The following is a 17,135-nucleotide window of genomic DNA, read 5'->3' on the forward strand; positions in this document are numbered from 1 at the left end:
CTAGAAGGAGCATTGAGATGACTGCCCGAATGAACCCCTATGCCCATAGCGGCCTTACCCAGCCGCTCATCGATTTCGCGACCAGTTCGGCCGCGGCGAGCGGGCTCGAGCACAGCCTGCTCGATCTGGTGAAGATCCGCGCTTCGCAGATCAACCGCTGCGCGATCTGTCTCCACATGCATTCGCGCGATGCGCGCAAGGCCGGCGAGACCGAAATGCGCGTGACCATGCTGAGCGCCTGGCAGGAATCGCCGCTCTATTCGGCGCGCGAACGCGCCGCGCTCGGATGGACCGACGCGCTGACCCGGCTCGCCGATCATGACGTCTCCGACCAAGCCTATGCCGCGGTCGAGGCCGAATTCAGCGAAGCCGAACGTGTCGCGCTCACCATCGCGATCGGCACGATCAATGCCTTCAACCGCCTCGGCGCGGGGTTTCGCCTTAGCCACACGGTTGCCGCCGCCGACCGGAAGGCCGCGTGATGGCGAGCGCCGCCCCGCCGTCGCCCGACGCCGCGGCGGCGTTCGACGCGCTGCGTCCGCGCCTGGTGCGCATCGCCTATCGCATGCTCGGATCGGTCGCGGACGCGGAGGATGTGGTGCAGGACGCCTGGCTACGCTGGGAAGGCGTCGATCGCGCCGCCGTGCTGGAGCCCGAGGCGTTCCTGCGCCGCATCGTCACGCGGCTCTGCCTCGATCTGCTCAAATCGGCGCGGCGGCAGCGCGAGACCTATATCGGCCCCTGGCTCCCCGATCCGGTGGTCGAGGAAGAGGAAGTGGCGGACGACGTCACGCTACCGCTGATGCTCGCGCTCGAGCGCCTCTCGCCGCTCGAGCGTGCCGCGTTCCTGTTGCACGACGTGTTCGGTCTCGGCTTCGACGAGATCGCCGCTACGATCCAGCGCGATCCCGCCGCCTGCCGCCAGCTGGCGAGCCGCGCGCGGGCACATGTCCGCGCCGAACGTCCGCGCTTCGATGTGCCGCAGGAGCGCGGCGAGGCGATCGCCCAGGCGTTCTTCGCCGCATCTCGCAGCGGCGATATGGCCGGCCTCAGCGCGCTGCTCTCCGCCGATGTCGCGATGCATTCGGACGGCGGCGGCCTCCGCCCGGCCGCGCCCGATGTCATCCTCGGCGCCGATCACGTGCTGAAGCTCCACAAGGGCTTCGCGGTGCTCTTCGCCAAACATGGTTGGGAGCTGGTCCGCTATGCCCGGATCAACGGCCTGCCGGGCTTCGTCACGCGCGAGGCCGATGGCATGATCCAGACGACCGCCCTCGACATCCGGGACGGCCGGATCGCCGCCATCTATATCCAGCGTAACCCGGAGAAGCTGAGGCATCTGGCGGGCGAGGCGCTGCATTGAAATCCCGGTTGCGGCCAGGATGAGATCGGGCCGCGCGGACTCGACAACCCGCCGGGTGCGCCTAAGCCTGTTCCATGGACTTCGCCGACCTCCTCGCTCCCGTTCCCGTCCGGACCTTCCTCGACGAGACCTATGACCGCGTGCCGCTCCACATCCCGGCTACCGGCGAGGCGGGCGAGCACCGCCGCGCCTTGCTCTCCTGGTCCCGGCTCAACGCGCTGCTCGGCATTGCCGGTCATTGGCGCCAGGAGAATATCAAGCTGCTCCTCAACGGAGCTCCGCTGCCGACCGAACATTATCTCGACGATGTCGCCACGTCGGTGGGTTTTGAGCGGCGTGCCGATCCCGCCAAGATCGAATCGCTCCTCGCCCTGGGCGCGAGCCTCGTCGCCGATGCGGTCGAGAATGCTTGCGCCGAACTAAAACAGGTCACCACCATGCTGGGCGGCCGGTTCCTCGGCAACTCAAGCGCCAACGCCTATTGCTCCTTCCAGGGCGTCCAGGCCTTTCGCAGCCATCTCGACCTGCACGATGTGTTCGCGGTTCATTGCGAGGGCGAGAAGGTCTGGCGCATCTACCGCAACCGCGCCGCCGATCCCGTCGATCAGCATGGCGGGCCCGATGCGCAGGCGGAAATCGATGCCGCCAAGGGGCCGGTGCTGATGGAGGTCCGCATGCGCCCCGGCGACCTGCTCTACATCCCGCGCGGCTATTATCACGACGCGCTGGCCTGGTCGGAAGCGTCGCTCCACATCACCTTTTCGGTCGCGCGCCACAGCGGGCGGATCCTGTTCCGCATCCTGGAGGAACTGGCGATGCGCGACCCGCTATTCCGCGCCTGGCTCCCCGATGCCCGCGCCGATGGCGGGCGCCTGCTCGCCGACCGGCTCGCGCTGCTGTCGGAGCGCGCCGCCGAACTGATGCGGACCCCGGCCTTCCTGTCCACGCTCGTCAACGAGCAGCTTGAGCTGGCCAGACCGTTTCGCGAACTGGCGCTCCCCGAGCGTCCCCGGCCGGACTTCTTCGTGCGGAGCGAGCATCCGTGCCGGGTCGAGCTGGACGAGGAAGGAGCGACGCTGGCCTGGGATGGCGGCGAGGCCCCGCTCGGCCTGATGGAGGCGCCCGCGCGCTGGTTCCTCGGCCAGAGCCTCGTCTCGTTCCAGCAGCTGGCGGCGCATTATCCCCAGCATGGCGAGGAGGCGCTGAGAGCGTTGGTCCAGCTGCTCCAGCGGGCGGGGCTGGTCGCGCCGCGCGCCTGAATTCAGTTGCCCCGCATCAGCGCGTCGACGCTCATCCCGCCGGCCAGCGCCCTGTCCACCCGAACCCGCGCATCGTAATAGATGAGGGCAGAGGGCGTCTGCCCCGCACGCCGCAGCGTTTCCGCCTCGGCCGCGCTCAGGCTGCTCTCACCCGCGACATGGTCGCAATAGCCCTCGATCGCCCAGCGCGGATAGCTGACCGCGGCGAATATCCCGTAGCGCCTATAGATCAGCAGATGCGCGCTCTCGTGCGCGATCGTCCCGTTCAGCGTGCGGTCGCCGCCCATCGCCGCGCCGTTCAGCACGGTGTCGCGCCCGATATCGCTCAGATTGACGACGATCGAGGTCGAGAGCGGCCTTGTGACCGCGAAGGCGCCGCGCGAATTGGGCAGCGACAGGATCGCGATTTCGTCGTCATTGCCGCACCATCGGCGCGGCTTTTCCCTCCCGCAAGCGGCATTCAGGCGCTTTTTGTTCCATTTTGTTCGTTCCGCTCTTGTTCTTTCGGAACAAATGGGATACGCCGTATCCAACAGAAACGAATTGGTGGACATCTTTCAGTGGCGAGGGCATCGAAAATGGCGGCATCTCTGAAGGTCATCGACAGCAAAATGGCAGCTCCCACCAGCGACAGGCAGAAGGCGCTCGACGCCGCGCTCGCGCAGATCGACCGCGCGTTCGGCAAGGGCAGCGCGATGCGCCTGGGTTCCAAGGAAACGATGCAGGTCGAGGCGATCTCGACCGGCTCCCTCGGGCTCGACATCGCGCTCGGCGTCGGCGGCCTGCCGCGTGGCCGCGTGATCGAGGTCTATGGCCCCGAAAGCTCGGGCAAGACCACGCTCGCGCTCCATGTCATCGCCGAGGCGCAGCGCGGCGGCGGCACCGCGGCGTTCGTCGATGCCGAGCACGCGCTCGATCCGGTCTATGCCAAGAAGCTCGGGGTCAATATCGATGAGCTGATCGTATCGCAGCCCGATACCGGCGAGCAGGCGCTCGAGATTGTCGATACACTCGTCCGCTCGAATGCGATCGACGTGCTGGTGGTCGATTCGGTCGCCGCTTTGGTGCCCCGCGCCGAGATCGAGGGCGAGATGGGCGACAGCCATGTCGGGCTCCAGGCCCGGCTGATGTCGCAATCGCTGCGCAAGCTGACGGGTTCGATCAGCCGCTCGCGCTGCATGGTGATCTTCATCAACCAGCTGCGCATGAAGATCGGCGTGATGTACGGCAATCCGGAGACCACGACCGGCGGCAACGCGCTCAAATTCTACGCCTCGGTCCGACTCGACATCCGCCGCACCGGCCAGATCAAGGACCGCGACGATATCATCGGCAACACCACCCGGGTGAAGGTCGTCAAGAACAAGGTCGCGCCGCCGTTCAAGCAGGTCGAGTTCGACATTATGTATGGCGAGGGCATCTCGAAGATCGGCGAGATCCTCGATCTCGGAGTCAAGGCCGGCCTGGTCGAGAAATCGGGCGCCTGGTTCTCCTATGACAGCGTCCGCATCGGCCAGGGCCGCGAGAACGCCAAGATCTTCCTCAAGGAGAATGCCGACCTCTGCAACCGGCTCGAAGCGCAGATCCGCGCGCGCACCGAAAAGGTCGCGGAGGAGATGATGGCTGGCCCCGAGCCCGACGAGGATGGCGACGACGAGTTGTGAGTTAGGGGCTACCCCCTAACTTTCCTAACTTTCGGTCGCGCCGCCGCGCTTGACGCGCGAGGCTGCGCCCACGGCACCCATGCGGGGCCGTGTGCGCGCGCGTCATCGCATCAGCGCCGCCGCCTTCATCAGCCGATAGGTGAACTCGACGCCCTCCGCGAAGGCCCGGACGCTGATCCGCTCGTCCCTGCCGTGCGCGCGGATGTCGTCGGGATCGTAGAAGATCGACATGGCGCCATAGGTCGGCATACCGGCGGCGCGCGTATAGACCGAGTCCGATCCGCCCGTGTCCATCACCGGCATCACGGTCAGCCCGGGCCACATGCTCTGCACCGTCTGCGTGAACAGCGCGGTCACTTCCGGCGTCGGCGGCGATTCGGGGCTAGGAACCACCGGGCGGATTTCGGTCAAGGCGATGCCGGGGTCGCCGATCGCTTCGGCCAGCGCGGCTTTCACCTCCTCGATGCGCTCGCCCGGGATCACACGGCACTGCACCGTGGCCTTGGCGCGCTGGGGCAGGGCGTTCTCGGCATGCCCGCCCGACAATTGGGTGGCGACGCAGGTCGTCCGCAGATTGGCGTTGCGCTCGGGATTCATGCTCAGCCGATCCGCCGCTTGCCGGTCGGCGCTGCGGGCCACGGCACGCATGTCGATGGCGGTCTGGCCTTGTTCGAGCGCTGCCGTCCGGGTGAAATAGGCGCGCGTGGTGTCGGTCAGATGCACCGGGAAGCGCAGTCCCTCGATCCGCTCCAGGGCATGGGCGAGCCGGTAGATGGCATTGTCGGGCCGCGGCACCGACGAGTGCCCGCCGGGGTTGGTCGCTTCGACCTCGAACGCAGCATAGATCTTCTCGCTGGTCTGGAAGCCGTAGAAGAGCCGCCGGCCGTCCCGGATCGTGCCCCCGCCTGCATCGGCATTGAGCACCAGCCCGGCGTCGATCAGGCCGCGATGGGTTTTCAGCAGGAAATCGACACCGTCATAATCGGTGACCTCCTCGTCCGCGGTGAAGGCGACGATGATATCGCGCTCGGGAACAAAGCCTTCCTGCTTGAGCCGGATCAGCGCCGTCAGGATCGCGGCGACCTCGCCCTTGATGTCCATCGTGCCGCGGCCATAATACCAGCCATCGGCCTCGGTCAGCGTGAACGGGTCATGGGTCCAGTCCTGCGGCAGCGCCTCCACCACATCGAGATGCGCCAGGAACAGCACCGGTTTGCCCGCGCCCTTGCCGCGAAGCCGAACCACCACATTCGCCTGGTCAGGCGCCGCGTCCGGCGCCAGCAACCGGATATCGCTGTCCGGAAACCCCGCCGCCCGCAGGCGCCGTATCACGGCCTGGGCCGCCACCCGCGTGCCGTTCTTCTGCACGGTGTTGATCCCCACCAGCTCGGCCAGCGTCGCGCGCGCGGCCGGCAGGTCCTGGGCGCGGACGGCCGGCGCGAAGAGGAGGGCGAGGGCCGGGATCGCGTGCGACAGGCTTCGCGCGGCGATCCGCGCCTTGCCTGGAAAAGGGGCGCGGCGCGCCGGCCTGTTCGGCATCATTCTCTTTCGTCTCCGTTCTTCTGCGCGGAGTACGCGAACCCTCATCTGTTCGGATGCGTCGGCGCCCGCCGCCATCGAGCATCCGATAGCGAAAAATTATGTTCCCCTATTGTTCATTGGGAACATTTAGTGTACATCATCAACCAGACGTGGAAAATCGGGGAGCGGATCTCCGGTCCTGGCTAGCGCGGAGAAGCACGCGGCGGCCTGAGCGTCACACAGTTTCGGCCGCGCCGCCGCGCTTAATGCGCGAGGCTGTGGTCACGGGACAAAGCTCCCATCGGGAGGCCCGGCACGACTTGCCCGTCGCGCCGGGCCTTTCTCGCTTCAACGGGCCGGGCTAGGAGAGGGCGGAGAGGGGACCGCATGATCTTTCACCAGATCGCCGATGGAGGATGCCAATCCTATTTGATCGGCTGCCCCGCGACCTGCGCCGCCGCACTGATCGACCCCGCGCTCGGCCAGGCCGACCGCTATCTGGGCATCGCCGCGCGCGAGGGCCTGCGCATCCGCACCATCATCGAAACCCACACCCATGCCGACCATTTCTCCGCTGCCCGCGACCTCGGCGAGCGGCTCGGCATTCCGGTCATCATGCACCGCAATGCCCCCGCGCCGCATGTCGGGATGCGCGTCGAGGACGGCCAGCTGATCGTCGTGGGCGATCTTCGCCTCAAGGTGCTCCACACCCCCGGCCATACCCGCGACTCGATGTGCCTCCATGCCGGGGACCGCGTGTTTACCGGCGATACGCTCCTGATCGGCGGCACCGGCCGCACCGATCTTCCGACCGGCGATCCCGATCAGCTCCATGACAGCCTGTTCGGCAAGCTGCTCACGCTGCCGCCCGAAACGCGCGTCTATCCGGCGCACGACTATGAGGAGCGCAGCCATTCGAGCATCGGCGCCGAGATCGAGACCAATCCCCGCCTCCAGAAGCGCGACCGCGCCGAATTCGTGGAGATGATGCGCGGTCTCAATCTCTCGGCGCCCACCCATCTGACCGAGGCGCTGCGCACCAACATGTCGGGTGGCAAGACCGTCCGCCAGCTCCTCGCCGAGGCCGCCGCCGACATCCCCTTCGTCTCGCTCGATGAACTCGCCGCGCGCCTGGGCCAGAAGCGCAACGATTTCGTGATCCTCGACGTCCGCGAGCGCGATGCCTATGCCGCGGCCCATATCCCCGGCGCGCGGCATCTGGCCCGCGGCCAACTCGAACTCAAGGTCGACCATACCTTCCCCGATCCCGATCTCGAGATCCTCACCGTCTGCGAACTCGGCAAGATCTCGACGCTCGCCGCAGCGACGCTGCGCCAGCTCGGCTTCCGCCGCGCGGTGGCGCTGGACGGGGGCATGAAAGGCTGGCGCGAGCAGGGCTATCCGATCGATGCGGGCGAGGACCCCGCGCTGCTCATCTGATGCTCGCGCCCGATGAACCCGTAGAGCAGGAGGTCGAGACCCTCGTCGCCCGCTTCACTCCGGAAATCGCCGGCCGCATCCGCGCCTGCCGCGCCGCGCTCCGCGCCCGCATCCCCACCGCCAACGAGCTGGTCTATGACAATTGCAACGCGCTCGCGCTCGGCTATGCTCCCCGCGAGACCAGCTCGGAGGCGATCCTGTCTATCGCCGCCTATCCCCGCATCGTCCGCCTCTTCTTCCTCCAGGGTGCCGGTCTCCCGGATCCGGACAAGATCCTCGAAGGCGCGGGCAGCCGCGTCCGCTCGATCGTCCTCGCTGGCCCGGACACATTCGATGCCCCGCCCGTCGCCGCGATGATCGCCGCGGCGCTCGAGCATGCCCGCATCCCCTTGCCCGAAACCGGCATCGGCCGCACGATCGTCAAGTCGATTTCCCCCAACCAGCGCCCGCGTCGGCCCGCCGCGAAGGACTCCGCATGACCGTCACCGTCCACCACCTCGAGAATTCCCGCTCGCAGCGCATCCTGTGGCTGCTCGAGGAGCTTGGCCTTCCCTATGAGGTGATCCACTACAAGCGCGACAGGAAGACCTCGCTCGCTCCCCCCGAGCTGCGCCGCATCCATCCGCTCGGCAAGTCGCCGATCGTCGAGCATGGCGGCCACACGCTGGTCGAGACCGCGGCGATCGTCGAATATATCGTCGAGCTTGCCGATGGCCGCCTCGGCGCCCCCGCGCACCGCGAGGATGCGCTGCGCTACCGCCAGTTCATGCACTATGCCGAGGGCTCGCTGATGCCGCCGCTGCTGCTCAAGCTCGTGCTCGGCCGCGTGCCGCTGTTCGGCAAATCGTCGCAGAAGCGCATCCAGCCGATGATCGATATCCACCTGAACTACGTCGAATCCGAGCTGGCGAAGCGCGACTGGTTCGCCGGCGACGCGATGACCGCCGCTGACGTGATGATGAGCTTCCCCCTCGAAGCCGCGATCGCCCGCGCCAATGCCGCGCAAGGCCGCCCGCACCTCGCCGCCTGGCTCAAAAAGGTCCATGCCCGCCCGGCCTATCAGGCCGCGCTCGCCCGCGGCGGGCCCTATGCCTATGCGTGACGCCGCGCCAAAGGCCGACGGCGGCGCACCGTACAAGCTCGGCCACCTCGTGGATGACGCGTGGCGGCCCTATTCGCACCCGCCGGTCTTCGACATACACCGCACCGCCAATGGTCAATCGAGGCTTATGGCCACCGCGCCGGGAAGCGATCCGCTGGTGTTCCTCAAACTCGCCGAATGCCTGACGCCCCCCTTCATCCTCCTTTACATTCTGCATACACCAAGGAGTGAGACCGAGCCGGGGCGGTATCAGAGCGAGGAGATATCGGGGGCCGAGCTCCGCGCCTTCGTCGAGACCTTCGCGACCTTCCTGTCGAGCGACGCCCGCTTCGATCTGTGGGTCTATTCGCCCGAGGACCGCGCCACGATAGTCTGGGACCGCCACGACCTTGTCTATGGCTACGGGCCGGTCGAGGCATTGGAGAATGGCCTGCGCGGATTGGGATTCAGCCGGGGCGAACCCCAGCTTCCGGTGCCGCACGAGCATCATTATCATCCTGGCTGCGACGAAGCCGCGCGGTCGCTGCTCGCCAGCCGCGACTGGTCCTGGTCGCCGCTGATGCCCGAAGACGAGCAATAGGCGGCGGGGCTTACCCCGCCGGCATGTCTCCGAAGCTATCCACCTCCGGCGTCACTGGCGGCTTGATTCCCGCCACCGCCGGCTCGGCCTCCTGCGGCGCATCGAGCTGCCCCTCCCAGCGCGCGACCACCGTCGCCGCGACCGCATTGCCGATCACATTGGTTGCGGTCCGCCCCATGTCGAGGAAGTGATCGACCGCGAGGATCAGCAGGATGCCGGCCTCCGGAATGTTGAAATGCCCCAGCGTGCCCGTGATCACCACCAGGCTGGCGCGCGGCACGCCGGCGATGCCCTTGCTGGTGATCATCAGGATCAGCAGCATCTGGATCATCGTCGACCAGTCGAGATGGATGCCATAGGCCTGCGCGATGAAGATCGACGCGAAGGTCATGTACATCATCGAGCCGTCGAGATTGAACGAATAGCCGAGCGGCAACACGAAGCTGGCGATCTTGGGCGGCACGCCGAACCGGTCGAGCGCGTCGAGCGTGCGCGGATAGGCGGCCTCGGACGAGGCGGTCGAGAAACCCAGCAGGATCGGATCCCGCAGATAGCGCAGCAGCGTGCCGGTGCGTGGCCCCACGAACAGGAAGCACGCCCCGAGCAGCACCGCCCAGAGGATGAAGAGGCCCAGGTAGAAGCTGCCCATGAAGAAGGCGAGATCGCCCACCACGCTCACGCCCTTGGTCGCGAGCGTGCGCGCCACCGCGCAGAACACCGCAATCGGGGCGAACAGCATGACATAGCCCGTGACGGTCAGCATCACCGACACCAGTGATTCGAGTCCCCGAACCAGCGGCCTGCCCTTCTCGCCCACCGCGGCGAGGCCGGTGCCGAAGAAGAGCGAGAAGACCACGAGCTGGATGATGTCGTTGGTCGCCATCGCGTCGATCGCGCTGGTGGGGACGAGGTGGATGAAGAACTTGGCCGCGTCGAACGGCTCGATCCCGGCGGTCTTGCCCGCCTCGGGCAGCGGGAGGTTGAGCCCCATGCCCGGATGCAGCGCGTTGACCAGCACGAGACCCAGCGACAGCGAGATCAGGCTGGCGCAGACGAACCAGAAGAAGGCCTTGAAGCCGACGCGCCCGATCGCCCCACCGCCGCCCATATGCGCGATGCCGACGACGAGCGTGGAGACCACCAACGGCGCGATGATCATCTTGATCAGATGGAGGAACATCTGGGTAGGGATGTCGAGATAGTAAGCGATATCGGCCAACTGCTTGGTGCCCGCGCCGCCGCCATCCTCGAAGCGGACATTGAGCTGCCAGCCGATCAGGCCGCCCAGGATCAGCCCCAACAGAATGAACCAGGTCAGTCGCTTGCCCATCTGGCGTCCCCCAAGAATCTTTGGGCGGCAGCGAAGGGGATTGTGGGGCCCGGGTCAAGCGCCGTATCGAGTGGGAAGGGGAGACGCCGATGTTCGCCAGCCGCCGCACCATGCTCAAGACGGGGCTCAAGGCCGCCGCCACGCTGCCGCTATTGGGCGTGGCGGACCTGCTCCGCGCCGCCGAACCCGATCTCGCCGAACTCCAGAGCCTCACCGCGGGTGCCCAGCCGATCGGAGAGGCCGAGCGCCGCGCCCGAATCGCCCGCGCGCAGGCGCTGATGGCGAAGCGCGGCATCGGCGCGGTGCTGATCGAGGCGGGGTCGTCCCTGGTCTATTTCACCGGGATCAACTGGAGCCGCAGCGAGCGGCTGACCTGCGCGATCCTGCCGGTCGAGGGCGATCCGTGCATCGTCACGCCCTTCTTCGAGGCGCCGCGCACGCATGAGCGGCTCGGCATCCCGGCCGAAGTCCGGGTGTGGCAGGAGGATGAGGATCCGCTGGCCCTCGTCGCTGGGCTCCTCAAGGAGCGCAAGCTCGCAAATCGCCCCGTCGGGATCGAGGAGACCGACCGCTACTTCATCGTCGCGGGGCTGCAACAGGCACTGCCGGGGGTGAAGATCGTGCCCGCCAACCCGGTCGTGCGCGGCTGCCGCATGATCAAGACCGCGCCCGAGATCGCGCTGCTACAGCTCGCCGCCGACGTGACCATCGCCGCCTATCGCTGGGCGGTGCCGCGGATCGAGGCGGGAATGAACCCCGCTCAGATCGGCGCGCTGATGAACGCCGCGACCGAAAAGCTCGGCGGCGATCCCGAATTCGCGCTGATCCTGCTGGGCGAAGCGGCGGCCTATCCGCACGGCACCGGCAAGCCGCAAAAGGTGACGCCGGGCGAGGTGGTGCTGATGGACTGCGGCTGCACCGTCCATGGCTATCAGTCCGATATCTCGCGCACCCTCGTCCATGGCACTGCTACGCCCGAGCAGCGCAAGGTGTGGGACCAGGTCCGCCACGGCCAAGCGGTCGCATTCGAGGCGGCGCAGCTCGGCGTGCCCGCGGGCCATGTCGATGACGCCGTCCGCCGCTACTATGTCTCGCAGGGCTATGGCCCGGATTACAAGCTGCCCGGCCTCTCGCACCGCACCGGACACGGGATCGGGCTCGACGGGCACGAGCCGGTCAACCTCGTCCGCGGCGAGAAGACCCCGCTCGGCGCCGGCATGTGCTTCTCGAACGAGCCCGGCATCTACATTCCCGGCAGCTTCGGCGTGCGGCTCGAGGATTGCTTCCATATGACCGAGACCGGACCCCAATGGTTCTCGGTCCCGCCCTCATCGATCGATGCGCCCCTGGGCTGAGCCGATGCGCTTCGTCGCCCTGCTCCTGTACCTGACAGTCAATATCGCGGTGATCGCCTCGCTGTCGGAGCTGAGCTTCGGCAGTGGGCAGATCGAGCGCATATTGCTCGTGCTGCTGCTGATCTTCATCGGCACGCTCGTCCACGAACTGGGCCATGCCGTCGCGGTTCGGGCGGTTGGCGGTCAGATCAAGACGATCGTCGTGGTGCCGTTCCGGCTCCAGCTGAAGCCGCGCCGGTTCAAGCTGACGCCGCCGGTGGGGAAGGGCGACCTGGGCGGTTATGTGACCTACAGCCTCGACCGGATCAACGCCCGGCGGGGGCACGCGATCATCGCCGTTGCCGGGCCCGCCGCCAATGTCGCGCTCACGCTGGCGGCCGGGGCAGCGGCGTTGCTCGTGCATCGCCCGCTCGCCGACCTGGCCACCGCGCTGGCGGCGGTCTCGACCGGCATGGCGCTGCTCAACCTGATCCCGTTCAGGGGGAGCGACGGCGATCACATCCTCTTCGCGCTCTCGGCACGCTACCGTCGTTCACGCACCCGATCGTCCTGATCGAACCGTTTCGCTTGAGTGTGACATCGCGCTTCCCTAAGTCGCAATCATGACGTCCACCAACGATATTCGCCGCTCGTTCCTCGACTATTTCGAAGGCCAGGGGCATGCGCGCGTGCCTTCCGCGCCGCTGGTCCCGCACAACGATCCGACGCTGATGTTCGTCAATGCGGGCATGGTGCCGTTCAAGAACGTCTTCACCGGCCTCGAATCGCGCGCCTATTCGACTGCCGCGAGCAGCCAGAAATGCGTCCGCGCGGGTGGCAAGCATAACGATCTCGACAATGTCGGCTATACCGCGCGCCACCATACCTTCTTCGAAATGCTCGGCAATTTCTCGTTTGGCGATTATTTCAAGGAACAGGCGATCAATCACGCCTGGACGCTGCTGACGCGCGAATGGGGCCTCGATCCGAACCGGCTGACCGCGACTGTCTACCACACTGACGATCAGGCATTCGATCTGTGGAAGAAGATCGCGGGCCTGCCCGAGAGCCGCATCATCCGCATCCCGACCAAGGACAATTTCTGGGCGATGGGCCCGGACGGGCCGTGCGGGCCCTGCTCCGAGATCTTCTACGATCATGGCGACCATATTTGGGGCGGGCCCCCAGGATCGCCGGAAGAAGATGGCGACCGTTTCGTCGAGATCTGGAACCTCGTCTTCATGCAGCATCTGCAGGAGGCGGACGTAATCGTCAGCGACCTGCCCAAGCCGAGCATCGATACCGGCATGGGGCTGGAGCGCATCGCGGCGGTGCTCCAGGGCGTCCACGACAACTACGATACCGACACGTTCAAGGCGCTGATCGCCGAGAGCGGCGCGCTGACCCGCACCCACACCACCGGCGACAATCAGGCGAGCCACCGCGTGATCGCGGATCACCTCCGCGCCTCGGGCTTCCTGGTGGCGGACGGCGTGCTGCCGGCGAACGAGGGCCGCGGCTATGTGCTCCGCCGGATTATGCGCCGCGCGATGCGGCACGCGCATATCCTCGGCGCCAAGGAGCCGCTGATGCACCGGCTGGTGCCGTCGCTCGTCTCGGAAATGGGCGCCGCCTATCCCGAGCTGGTCCGCGCGCAGCCGCTGATCGAGGCGACGCTGCTGCAGGAGGAAACGCGCTTCCGCCAGACGCTGTCCAATGGTCTGCGCCTGCTCGACGAGGCGACGGCGAGCATGGCCGAGGGCGATACGCTCCCCGGCGAGACCGCGTTCAAGCTCTACGACACCTATGGCTTCCCCTACGACTTGACCGAGGATGCGCTGCGTGGCCACGGCATGGCCGTCGATCGCGCCGGATTCGACGCGGCCATGGCCGAGCAAAAGGCCAATGCCCGCGCCGCCTGGAAGGGGTCGGGCGCCAAGGCGAGCGAGGATGTGTGGTTCGACATCGCCGACGAGTTCGGGGGCACTGAATTCACCGGCTATACCTCGACCGAAGGCGAGGGGCAGGTGGTCGCGCTCGTCAAGGACGGCGCGCGCGTCGAGAAGGCCGAGGCGGGCGAGGCGATCATCCTCACCAACCAGACGCCCTTCTATGGCGAAAGCGGCGGCCAGATGGGCGACGCCGGCACGCTGGGCAACGACAAGGGGCTCAAGGCGCGGGTCGACGACACGTCCAAGCCGCTTGGCCGCCTCCACGCGCATCACGCGACGATCGAGAGCGGCGAGATCGCGGTGGGCGACACCGTCCACCTCAAGGTCGATGCCGTGCGCCGCGACCAGATCCGCGCCAATCATTCGGCGACGCATCTCGTCCACGCGGCGCTGCGCAACCGGCTCGGCGGGCATGTGACGCAGAAGGGCAGCCTGGTTGCGCCCGATCGCTTCCGCTTCGATTTCTCGCACCCCTCGGCGCTGACGCCGCAGGAGATTGCCGATGTCGAGGCGGACGTGAACGCCCAGATCCGCCGCAACGAGGCGGTCAGCACCCGACTGATGACCCCCGACGACGCGATCGCCGCGGGCGCGATGGCGCTGTTCGGCGAGAAATATGGCGACGAGGTCCGCGTGCTCTCGATGGGCAGTCTCGACGAGCTGGCCTATTCGGTCGAGCTGTGCGGTGGCACTCATGTCGCGGCGACGGGCGATATCGCGATCTTCAAGATCGTCTCGGAGGCCGCGGTCTCCTCGGGTGTGCGCCGAATCGAGGCGCTGACCGGCGAGGCCGCCCGGCAATGGCTGGTCGCGCGCGACGAGCGGCTGCGCGAAACGGCGTCGGTGCTCAAGGCCTCGCCGGAAGAGGTTCCGGCCCGCGTTGCGGCTTTGGTCGAGGAACGGCGCAAGCTCGAGCGCGAGCTGGCCGATGCGAAGAAGGCGCTGGCGATGGGCGGCGGCGGGTCCGCGCCCGCGGCGGGGCCCGAGCAGGTCGGTGGCGTGGCCTTTGTCGGCCAGGTGATCGACGGGCTCGATCCCAAGGAACTGCGTGGCGCAGTGGATGAAGCCAAGGCGCGGGTCGGCTCGGGCGTGGTCGCTCTGGTCGCGGTCAACGAAGGCCGCGCCTCGGTCGCGGTCGGGGTGACGCAGGACCTGCTCGCCAGCCACAGCGCGGTCGATCTGGTCAAGGCCGCGGTCGCCGCGCTCGGCGGCCAGGGCGGCGGCGGCCGGCCCGACATGGCGCAGGGCGGCGGACCCGAAGGCGGGAAGGGGGCGGAGGCGATCGACGCGGTCAGGGCTGCGCTGGCGGAGGCGACGGCGGCGGCGTGAGGCTGGTCCGGCCCTGGCTTGTCGAGGGCCGCGCCGAAATCGCCGGCGCGACCGATAAAGAGGTGCTCACACGTTTGGCTCAGGGTATTTCCGACCAGTACAAGGTCGGGAAGTGGCACGCCGACGGCGCGATCACCTTTACCGACTATTCCTTGTTCGCGCCGAATTGGCCGACCTTGTCGATGTTCACCTCGGGCCGGATGTGGATAGTGCGCGATGCGAGGGCCGCGTGGCTGCACTATCGGCTGCACTGCCTGCCGCTCTTCGTCTTCTCCACGATGGCGGCGGTGGTTGTGGCTATCGTCGGCGGCTTGGCGGGGGAGAGGCTGGCGGGCTTCAAATATGGCGCGCTGGTATTCGCATTATTCTACGGAATGAACATGCTGATCACCCTGCCGCGCGTCTCCTATTTCTTCGACAATATCGCGCGCAATTTCGATCCGGCCGGCTAGCCCTCCACCTCTGCCTTCCGCACCCGCCGCAACCGCGGCTCGCGCTCCATCTGTGCCGCGTCCTTGATCTCCTGCCGCATCTTGTCGCGCTCCTCGTGGATCGACGCGATCACCGGGCCCACCGCGATTCCCAGATCAACCAGCAGCGCCTCCGAGAGCTGGAGCGAGCTTTCGAGCGTCTCGGGCACCGCGTCGGTCGCGCCGGCCTTGTAGAGCTCGGCGGCGTGCGCGGCGTCGCGGGCGCGCGTGATGATCGGGATGCCGGGCACCCAGCCGCGCACGCGCCGCGTCAGCCGCACGGTGAGCACCGGATCGTCCATCGTCAGGATCAGCGCCCTGGCGTGGCCGAGATTGAGCCGGTCGACCAATTCGCTGCGGGTCACGTCGCCATAGAGCACCGAATAGCCGTCGCGGCGGGCGGCGTTTACATTGTCGATATCGGCATCGACGCCGATATAGGGGAGGCCGTGGCGCGTCAGCATGTCCGCCACGGTTCGCCCGACGCGGCCGAAGCCAAGCACCACCGTGCCCGGTCCCGCCGTATCGACGGGCGTATCGCGTACCTCGTCGGTCGCCGCCTGCCGCTCGATCAGCGCCGCGATCAGCTTGCCCGCCTTGGCGAGCACCGGGGTCGCGGTCAGTCCGATCGCGGTCACGGTGGTCCAGAAGGTGACGGTATCGGGTGCGATCAGCGCCGCCGCGCCCGCTACGCCGAGCACGATGATGGTGGTCTCGGACGGGCTCGCCATCAGCACCCCGGTCTCGGCCGCGGTGCCCATCCGCGCGCCGCTGAGCTTGAGCAGCCCCATGGTGACGCCGGCCTTCACCGTCATCACCAGCGCGGCGGCGCCGACCAGTTCGGCGATGTGCGAGAGGACGAAGCCGAAATCGAGCCGCATCCCCACCGTGATCAGGAACACGCCGAGCGCGAGGCCCTTGAAGGGCGCGGTGATCGCCTCGACCTCGCTATGATATTCGGTTTCGGCGATCAGCAGTCCCGCGATCAGCGCGCCGACGATGGGCGAGAGCCCCGCCGCCGCAGTCGCGAGGCTGGCGGCGATCACCACCAGCAGGCTGGCGGCGAGGAACAGCTCGGGGCTCTTGGTCCGCGCCGCTTGGCCGAACATGCGCGGCAGCAGCAGCCTGCCGCCCACGAACAATATTCCGACGGTAACCGCACCCTTGATCAGCACCAGCACCAGCGGCCAATAGCCCGCCGCCGCGGCGCCCGGGGCCATCGCGCCGAGCAGGAAGATGATCGGGACGAGCGCCAGATCCTCGAACAGCAGCATCGCGAAGGCGGCCTTGCCCACCGGGCTGGCCGTCCCGGCGATCGGCACCACCAAAGCGGTGGAGGAGAGGGCGAGCGCCAGCCCCAGTCCGATCGCGCCGCCGGCGCTGAGCCCGGTCAGCCAGATCGCCGCCGCGAGGATGATCCCCGCCCCGACCAGCTCCGCCGCGCCCACCCCGAACACCAGCGTCCGCATCGCCCATAATCGCTTGAACGACAGTTCGAGCCCGATCGAGAAGAGCAGCAGGATGATGCCGAATTCGGCGAACGGCTCGATCGCATGCGCGTCGGAAATGGTGATGTAGTAGAGCCAGGGCTGGCTGCCGACGGCCTTGCCCAGCCCTGCGGGGCCCACCAGCGCGCCGACCAGGATGAAGCCGATCACCGGGCTGATCCGGAAGCGCGCAAAGGCCGGGATGACGAGCCCGGCGGCGCCCAGGATCACCAGCGCATCACTGAATCCGCTGTTATGAAGGTCCAACATGCCCCTATCTAAGCGGCGAAGCACAGGCTTGTCA

16 protein-coding genes are annotated in these 17,135 nt (G+C 67.4%); 12 read left to right on the plus strand and 4 right to left on the minus strand.

The genetic code is table 11. The features are described from left to right. The first annotated feature begins 17 nt into the window (after nt 1–17). The 3 genes from OF829_RS17825 to OF829_RS17835 all read left to right on the plus strand — a co-directional run bounded on the left by OF829_RS17825 (nt 18) and on the right by OF829_RS17835 (nt 2,622). Nucleotides 18–482 (plus strand): carboxymuconolactone decarboxylase family protein, encoded by a 465-nt coding sequence (locus tag OF829_RS17825; protein ID WP_264941515.1) that lies wholly within the window; start codon nt 18–20, stop codon nt 480–482. After that, a complete protein-coding gene (locus tag OF829_RS17830) occupies nt 482–1,363 on the plus strand; it encodes a sigma-70 family RNA polymerase sigma factor (protein ID WP_264941516.1) in 882 nt (293 codons plus the stop codon). Before OF829_RS17825 ends, OF829_RS17830 begins: the two co-directional genes overlap by 1 nt. A gap of 74 nt (nt 1,364–1,437) precedes the next feature. Next, nucleotides 1,438–2,622 carry a cupin domain-containing protein gene (locus OF829_RS17835; RefSeq protein ID WP_264941517.1) on the plus strand — a complete coding sequence of 395 codons (1,185 nt, stop codon included), beginning with the start codon at nt 1,438–1,440 and terminating at the stop codon, nt 2,620–2,622. A 2-nt stretch (nt 2,623–2,624) separates the two neighbouring features. Here the strand turns inward: OF829_RS17835 and OF829_RS17840 are convergent, their stop codons facing one another. Further along, nucleotides 2,625–3,176, minus strand: a complete 552-nt coding sequence (locus tag OF829_RS17840) for a hypothetical protein (protein ID WP_264941518.1) — start codon at nt 3,174–3,176, stop codon at nt 2,625–2,627. Nucleotides 3,177–3,200: 24 nt separating this feature from the next. On the opposite strand from OF829_RS17840, the gene recA reads away from it, so the two are divergent. Next, nucleotides 3,201–4,286, plus strand: a complete 1,086-nt coding sequence (gene recA, locus OF829_RS17845) for a recombinase RecA (protein ID WP_319951565.1) — start codon at nt 3,201–3,203, stop codon at nt 4,284–4,286. A gap of 102 nt (nt 4,287–4,388) precedes the next feature. On the opposite strand, the gene OF829_RS17850 is transcribed toward recA, so the two are convergent. Further along, entirely contained in the window at nt 4,389–5,828 is a 1,440-nt protein-coding gene (locus tag OF829_RS17850) for a M20/M25/M40 family metallo-hydrolase (RefSeq protein ID WP_264941519.1), read from the minus strand. 366 nt (nt 5,829–6,194) lie between these two features. Between OF829_RS17850 and OF829_RS17855 the strand changes: the two genes are divergently transcribed. The 4 genes from OF829_RS17855 to OF829_RS17870 are packed head-to-tail and all read left to right on the plus strand — an operon-like array spanning nt 6,195 to nt 8,929. Further along, nucleotides 6,195–7,247: an MBL fold metallo-hydrolase gene (locus tag OF829_RS17855; protein WP_264941521.1), complete on the plus strand. Its 1,053-nt coding sequence runs from the start codon at nt 6,195–6,197 to the stop codon at nt 7,245–7,247. Further along, the gene (locus OF829_RS17860) at nt 7,247–7,726 is read left to right on the plus strand and encodes a hypothetical protein (RefSeq protein WP_264941522.1); all 480 of its coding nucleotides are present in this window, start codon (nt 7,247–7,249) and stop codon (nt 7,724–7,726) included. Before OF829_RS17855 ends, OF829_RS17860 begins: the two co-directional genes overlap by 1 nt. After that, nucleotides 7,723–8,349, plus strand: a complete 627-nt coding sequence (locus OF829_RS17865; protein ID WP_264941523.1) for a glutathione S-transferase family protein — start codon at nt 7,723–7,725, stop codon at nt 8,347–8,349. The genes OF829_RS17860 and OF829_RS17865 overlap by 4 nt, the downstream gene beginning before the upstream one ends. Then, nucleotides 8,342–8,929: a hypothetical protein gene (locus OF829_RS17870; RefSeq protein ID WP_264941524.1), complete on the plus strand. Its 588-nt coding sequence runs from the start codon at nt 8,342–8,344 to the stop codon at nt 8,927–8,929. Before OF829_RS17865 ends, OF829_RS17870 begins: the two co-directional genes overlap by 8 nt. 10 nt (nt 8,930–8,939) lie before the next feature. Here the strand turns inward: OF829_RS17870 and OF829_RS17875 are convergent, their stop codons facing one another. Beyond that, nucleotides 8,940–10,259, minus strand: a complete 1,320-nt coding sequence (locus OF829_RS17875; RefSeq protein ID WP_264941525.1) for a dicarboxylate/amino acid:cation symporter — start codon at nt 10,257–10,259, stop codon at nt 8,940–8,942. An 89-nt stretch (nt 10,260–10,348) separates the two neighbouring features. Between OF829_RS17875 and OF829_RS17880 the strand changes: the two genes are divergently transcribed. Genes OF829_RS17880 through OF829_RS17895 form a run of 4 tightly spaced genes read left to right on the plus strand, consistent with a single transcriptional unit; the run spans nt 10,349 to nt 15,326 of the window. Next, on the plus strand, nt 10,349–11,614 hold the full coding sequence (locus tag OF829_RS17880; protein WP_264941526.1) for a M24 family metallopeptidase: 1,266 nt from the start codon (nt 10,349–10,351) through the stop codon (nt 11,612–11,614). A gap of 4 nt (nt 11,615–11,618) precedes the next feature. After that, nucleotides 11,619–12,167 carry a site-2 protease family protein gene (locus tag OF829_RS17885; protein ID WP_264941527.1) on the plus strand — a complete coding sequence of 183 codons (549 nt, stop codon included), beginning with the start codon at nt 11,619–11,621 and terminating at the stop codon, nt 12,165–12,167. A 49-nt stretch (nt 12,168–12,216) separates the two neighbouring features. Then, nucleotides 12,217–14,874 (plus strand): alanine--tRNA ligase, encoded by a 2,658-nt coding sequence (gene alaS, locus OF829_RS17890; protein ID WP_264941528.1) that lies wholly within the window; start codon nt 12,217–12,219, stop codon nt 14,872–14,874. Next, the gene (locus OF829_RS17895) at nt 14,871–15,326 is read left to right on the plus strand and encodes a hypothetical protein (RefSeq protein ID WP_264941529.1); all 456 of its coding nucleotides are present in this window, start codon (nt 14,871–14,873) and stop codon (nt 15,324–15,326) included. The genes alaS and OF829_RS17895 overlap by 4 nt, the downstream gene beginning before the upstream one ends. Here the strand turns inward: OF829_RS17895 and OF829_RS17900 are convergent. After that, the gene (locus OF829_RS17900; protein ID WP_264941530.1) at nt 15,323–17,101 is read right to left on the minus strand and encodes a cation:proton antiporter domain-containing protein; all 1,779 of its coding nucleotides are present in this window, start codon (nt 17,099–17,101) and stop codon (nt 15,323–15,325) included. The genes OF829_RS17895 and OF829_RS17900 overlap by 4 nt on opposite strands. Between the last annotated feature and the right edge of the window lie 34 nt (nt 17,102–17,135).

It is taken from the genome of Sphingomonas caeni (assembly GCF_026013415.1).
GTDB lineage: Bacteria > Pseudomonadota > Alphaproteobacteria > Sphingomonadales > Sphingomonadaceae > Sphingomonas > Sphingomonas caeni.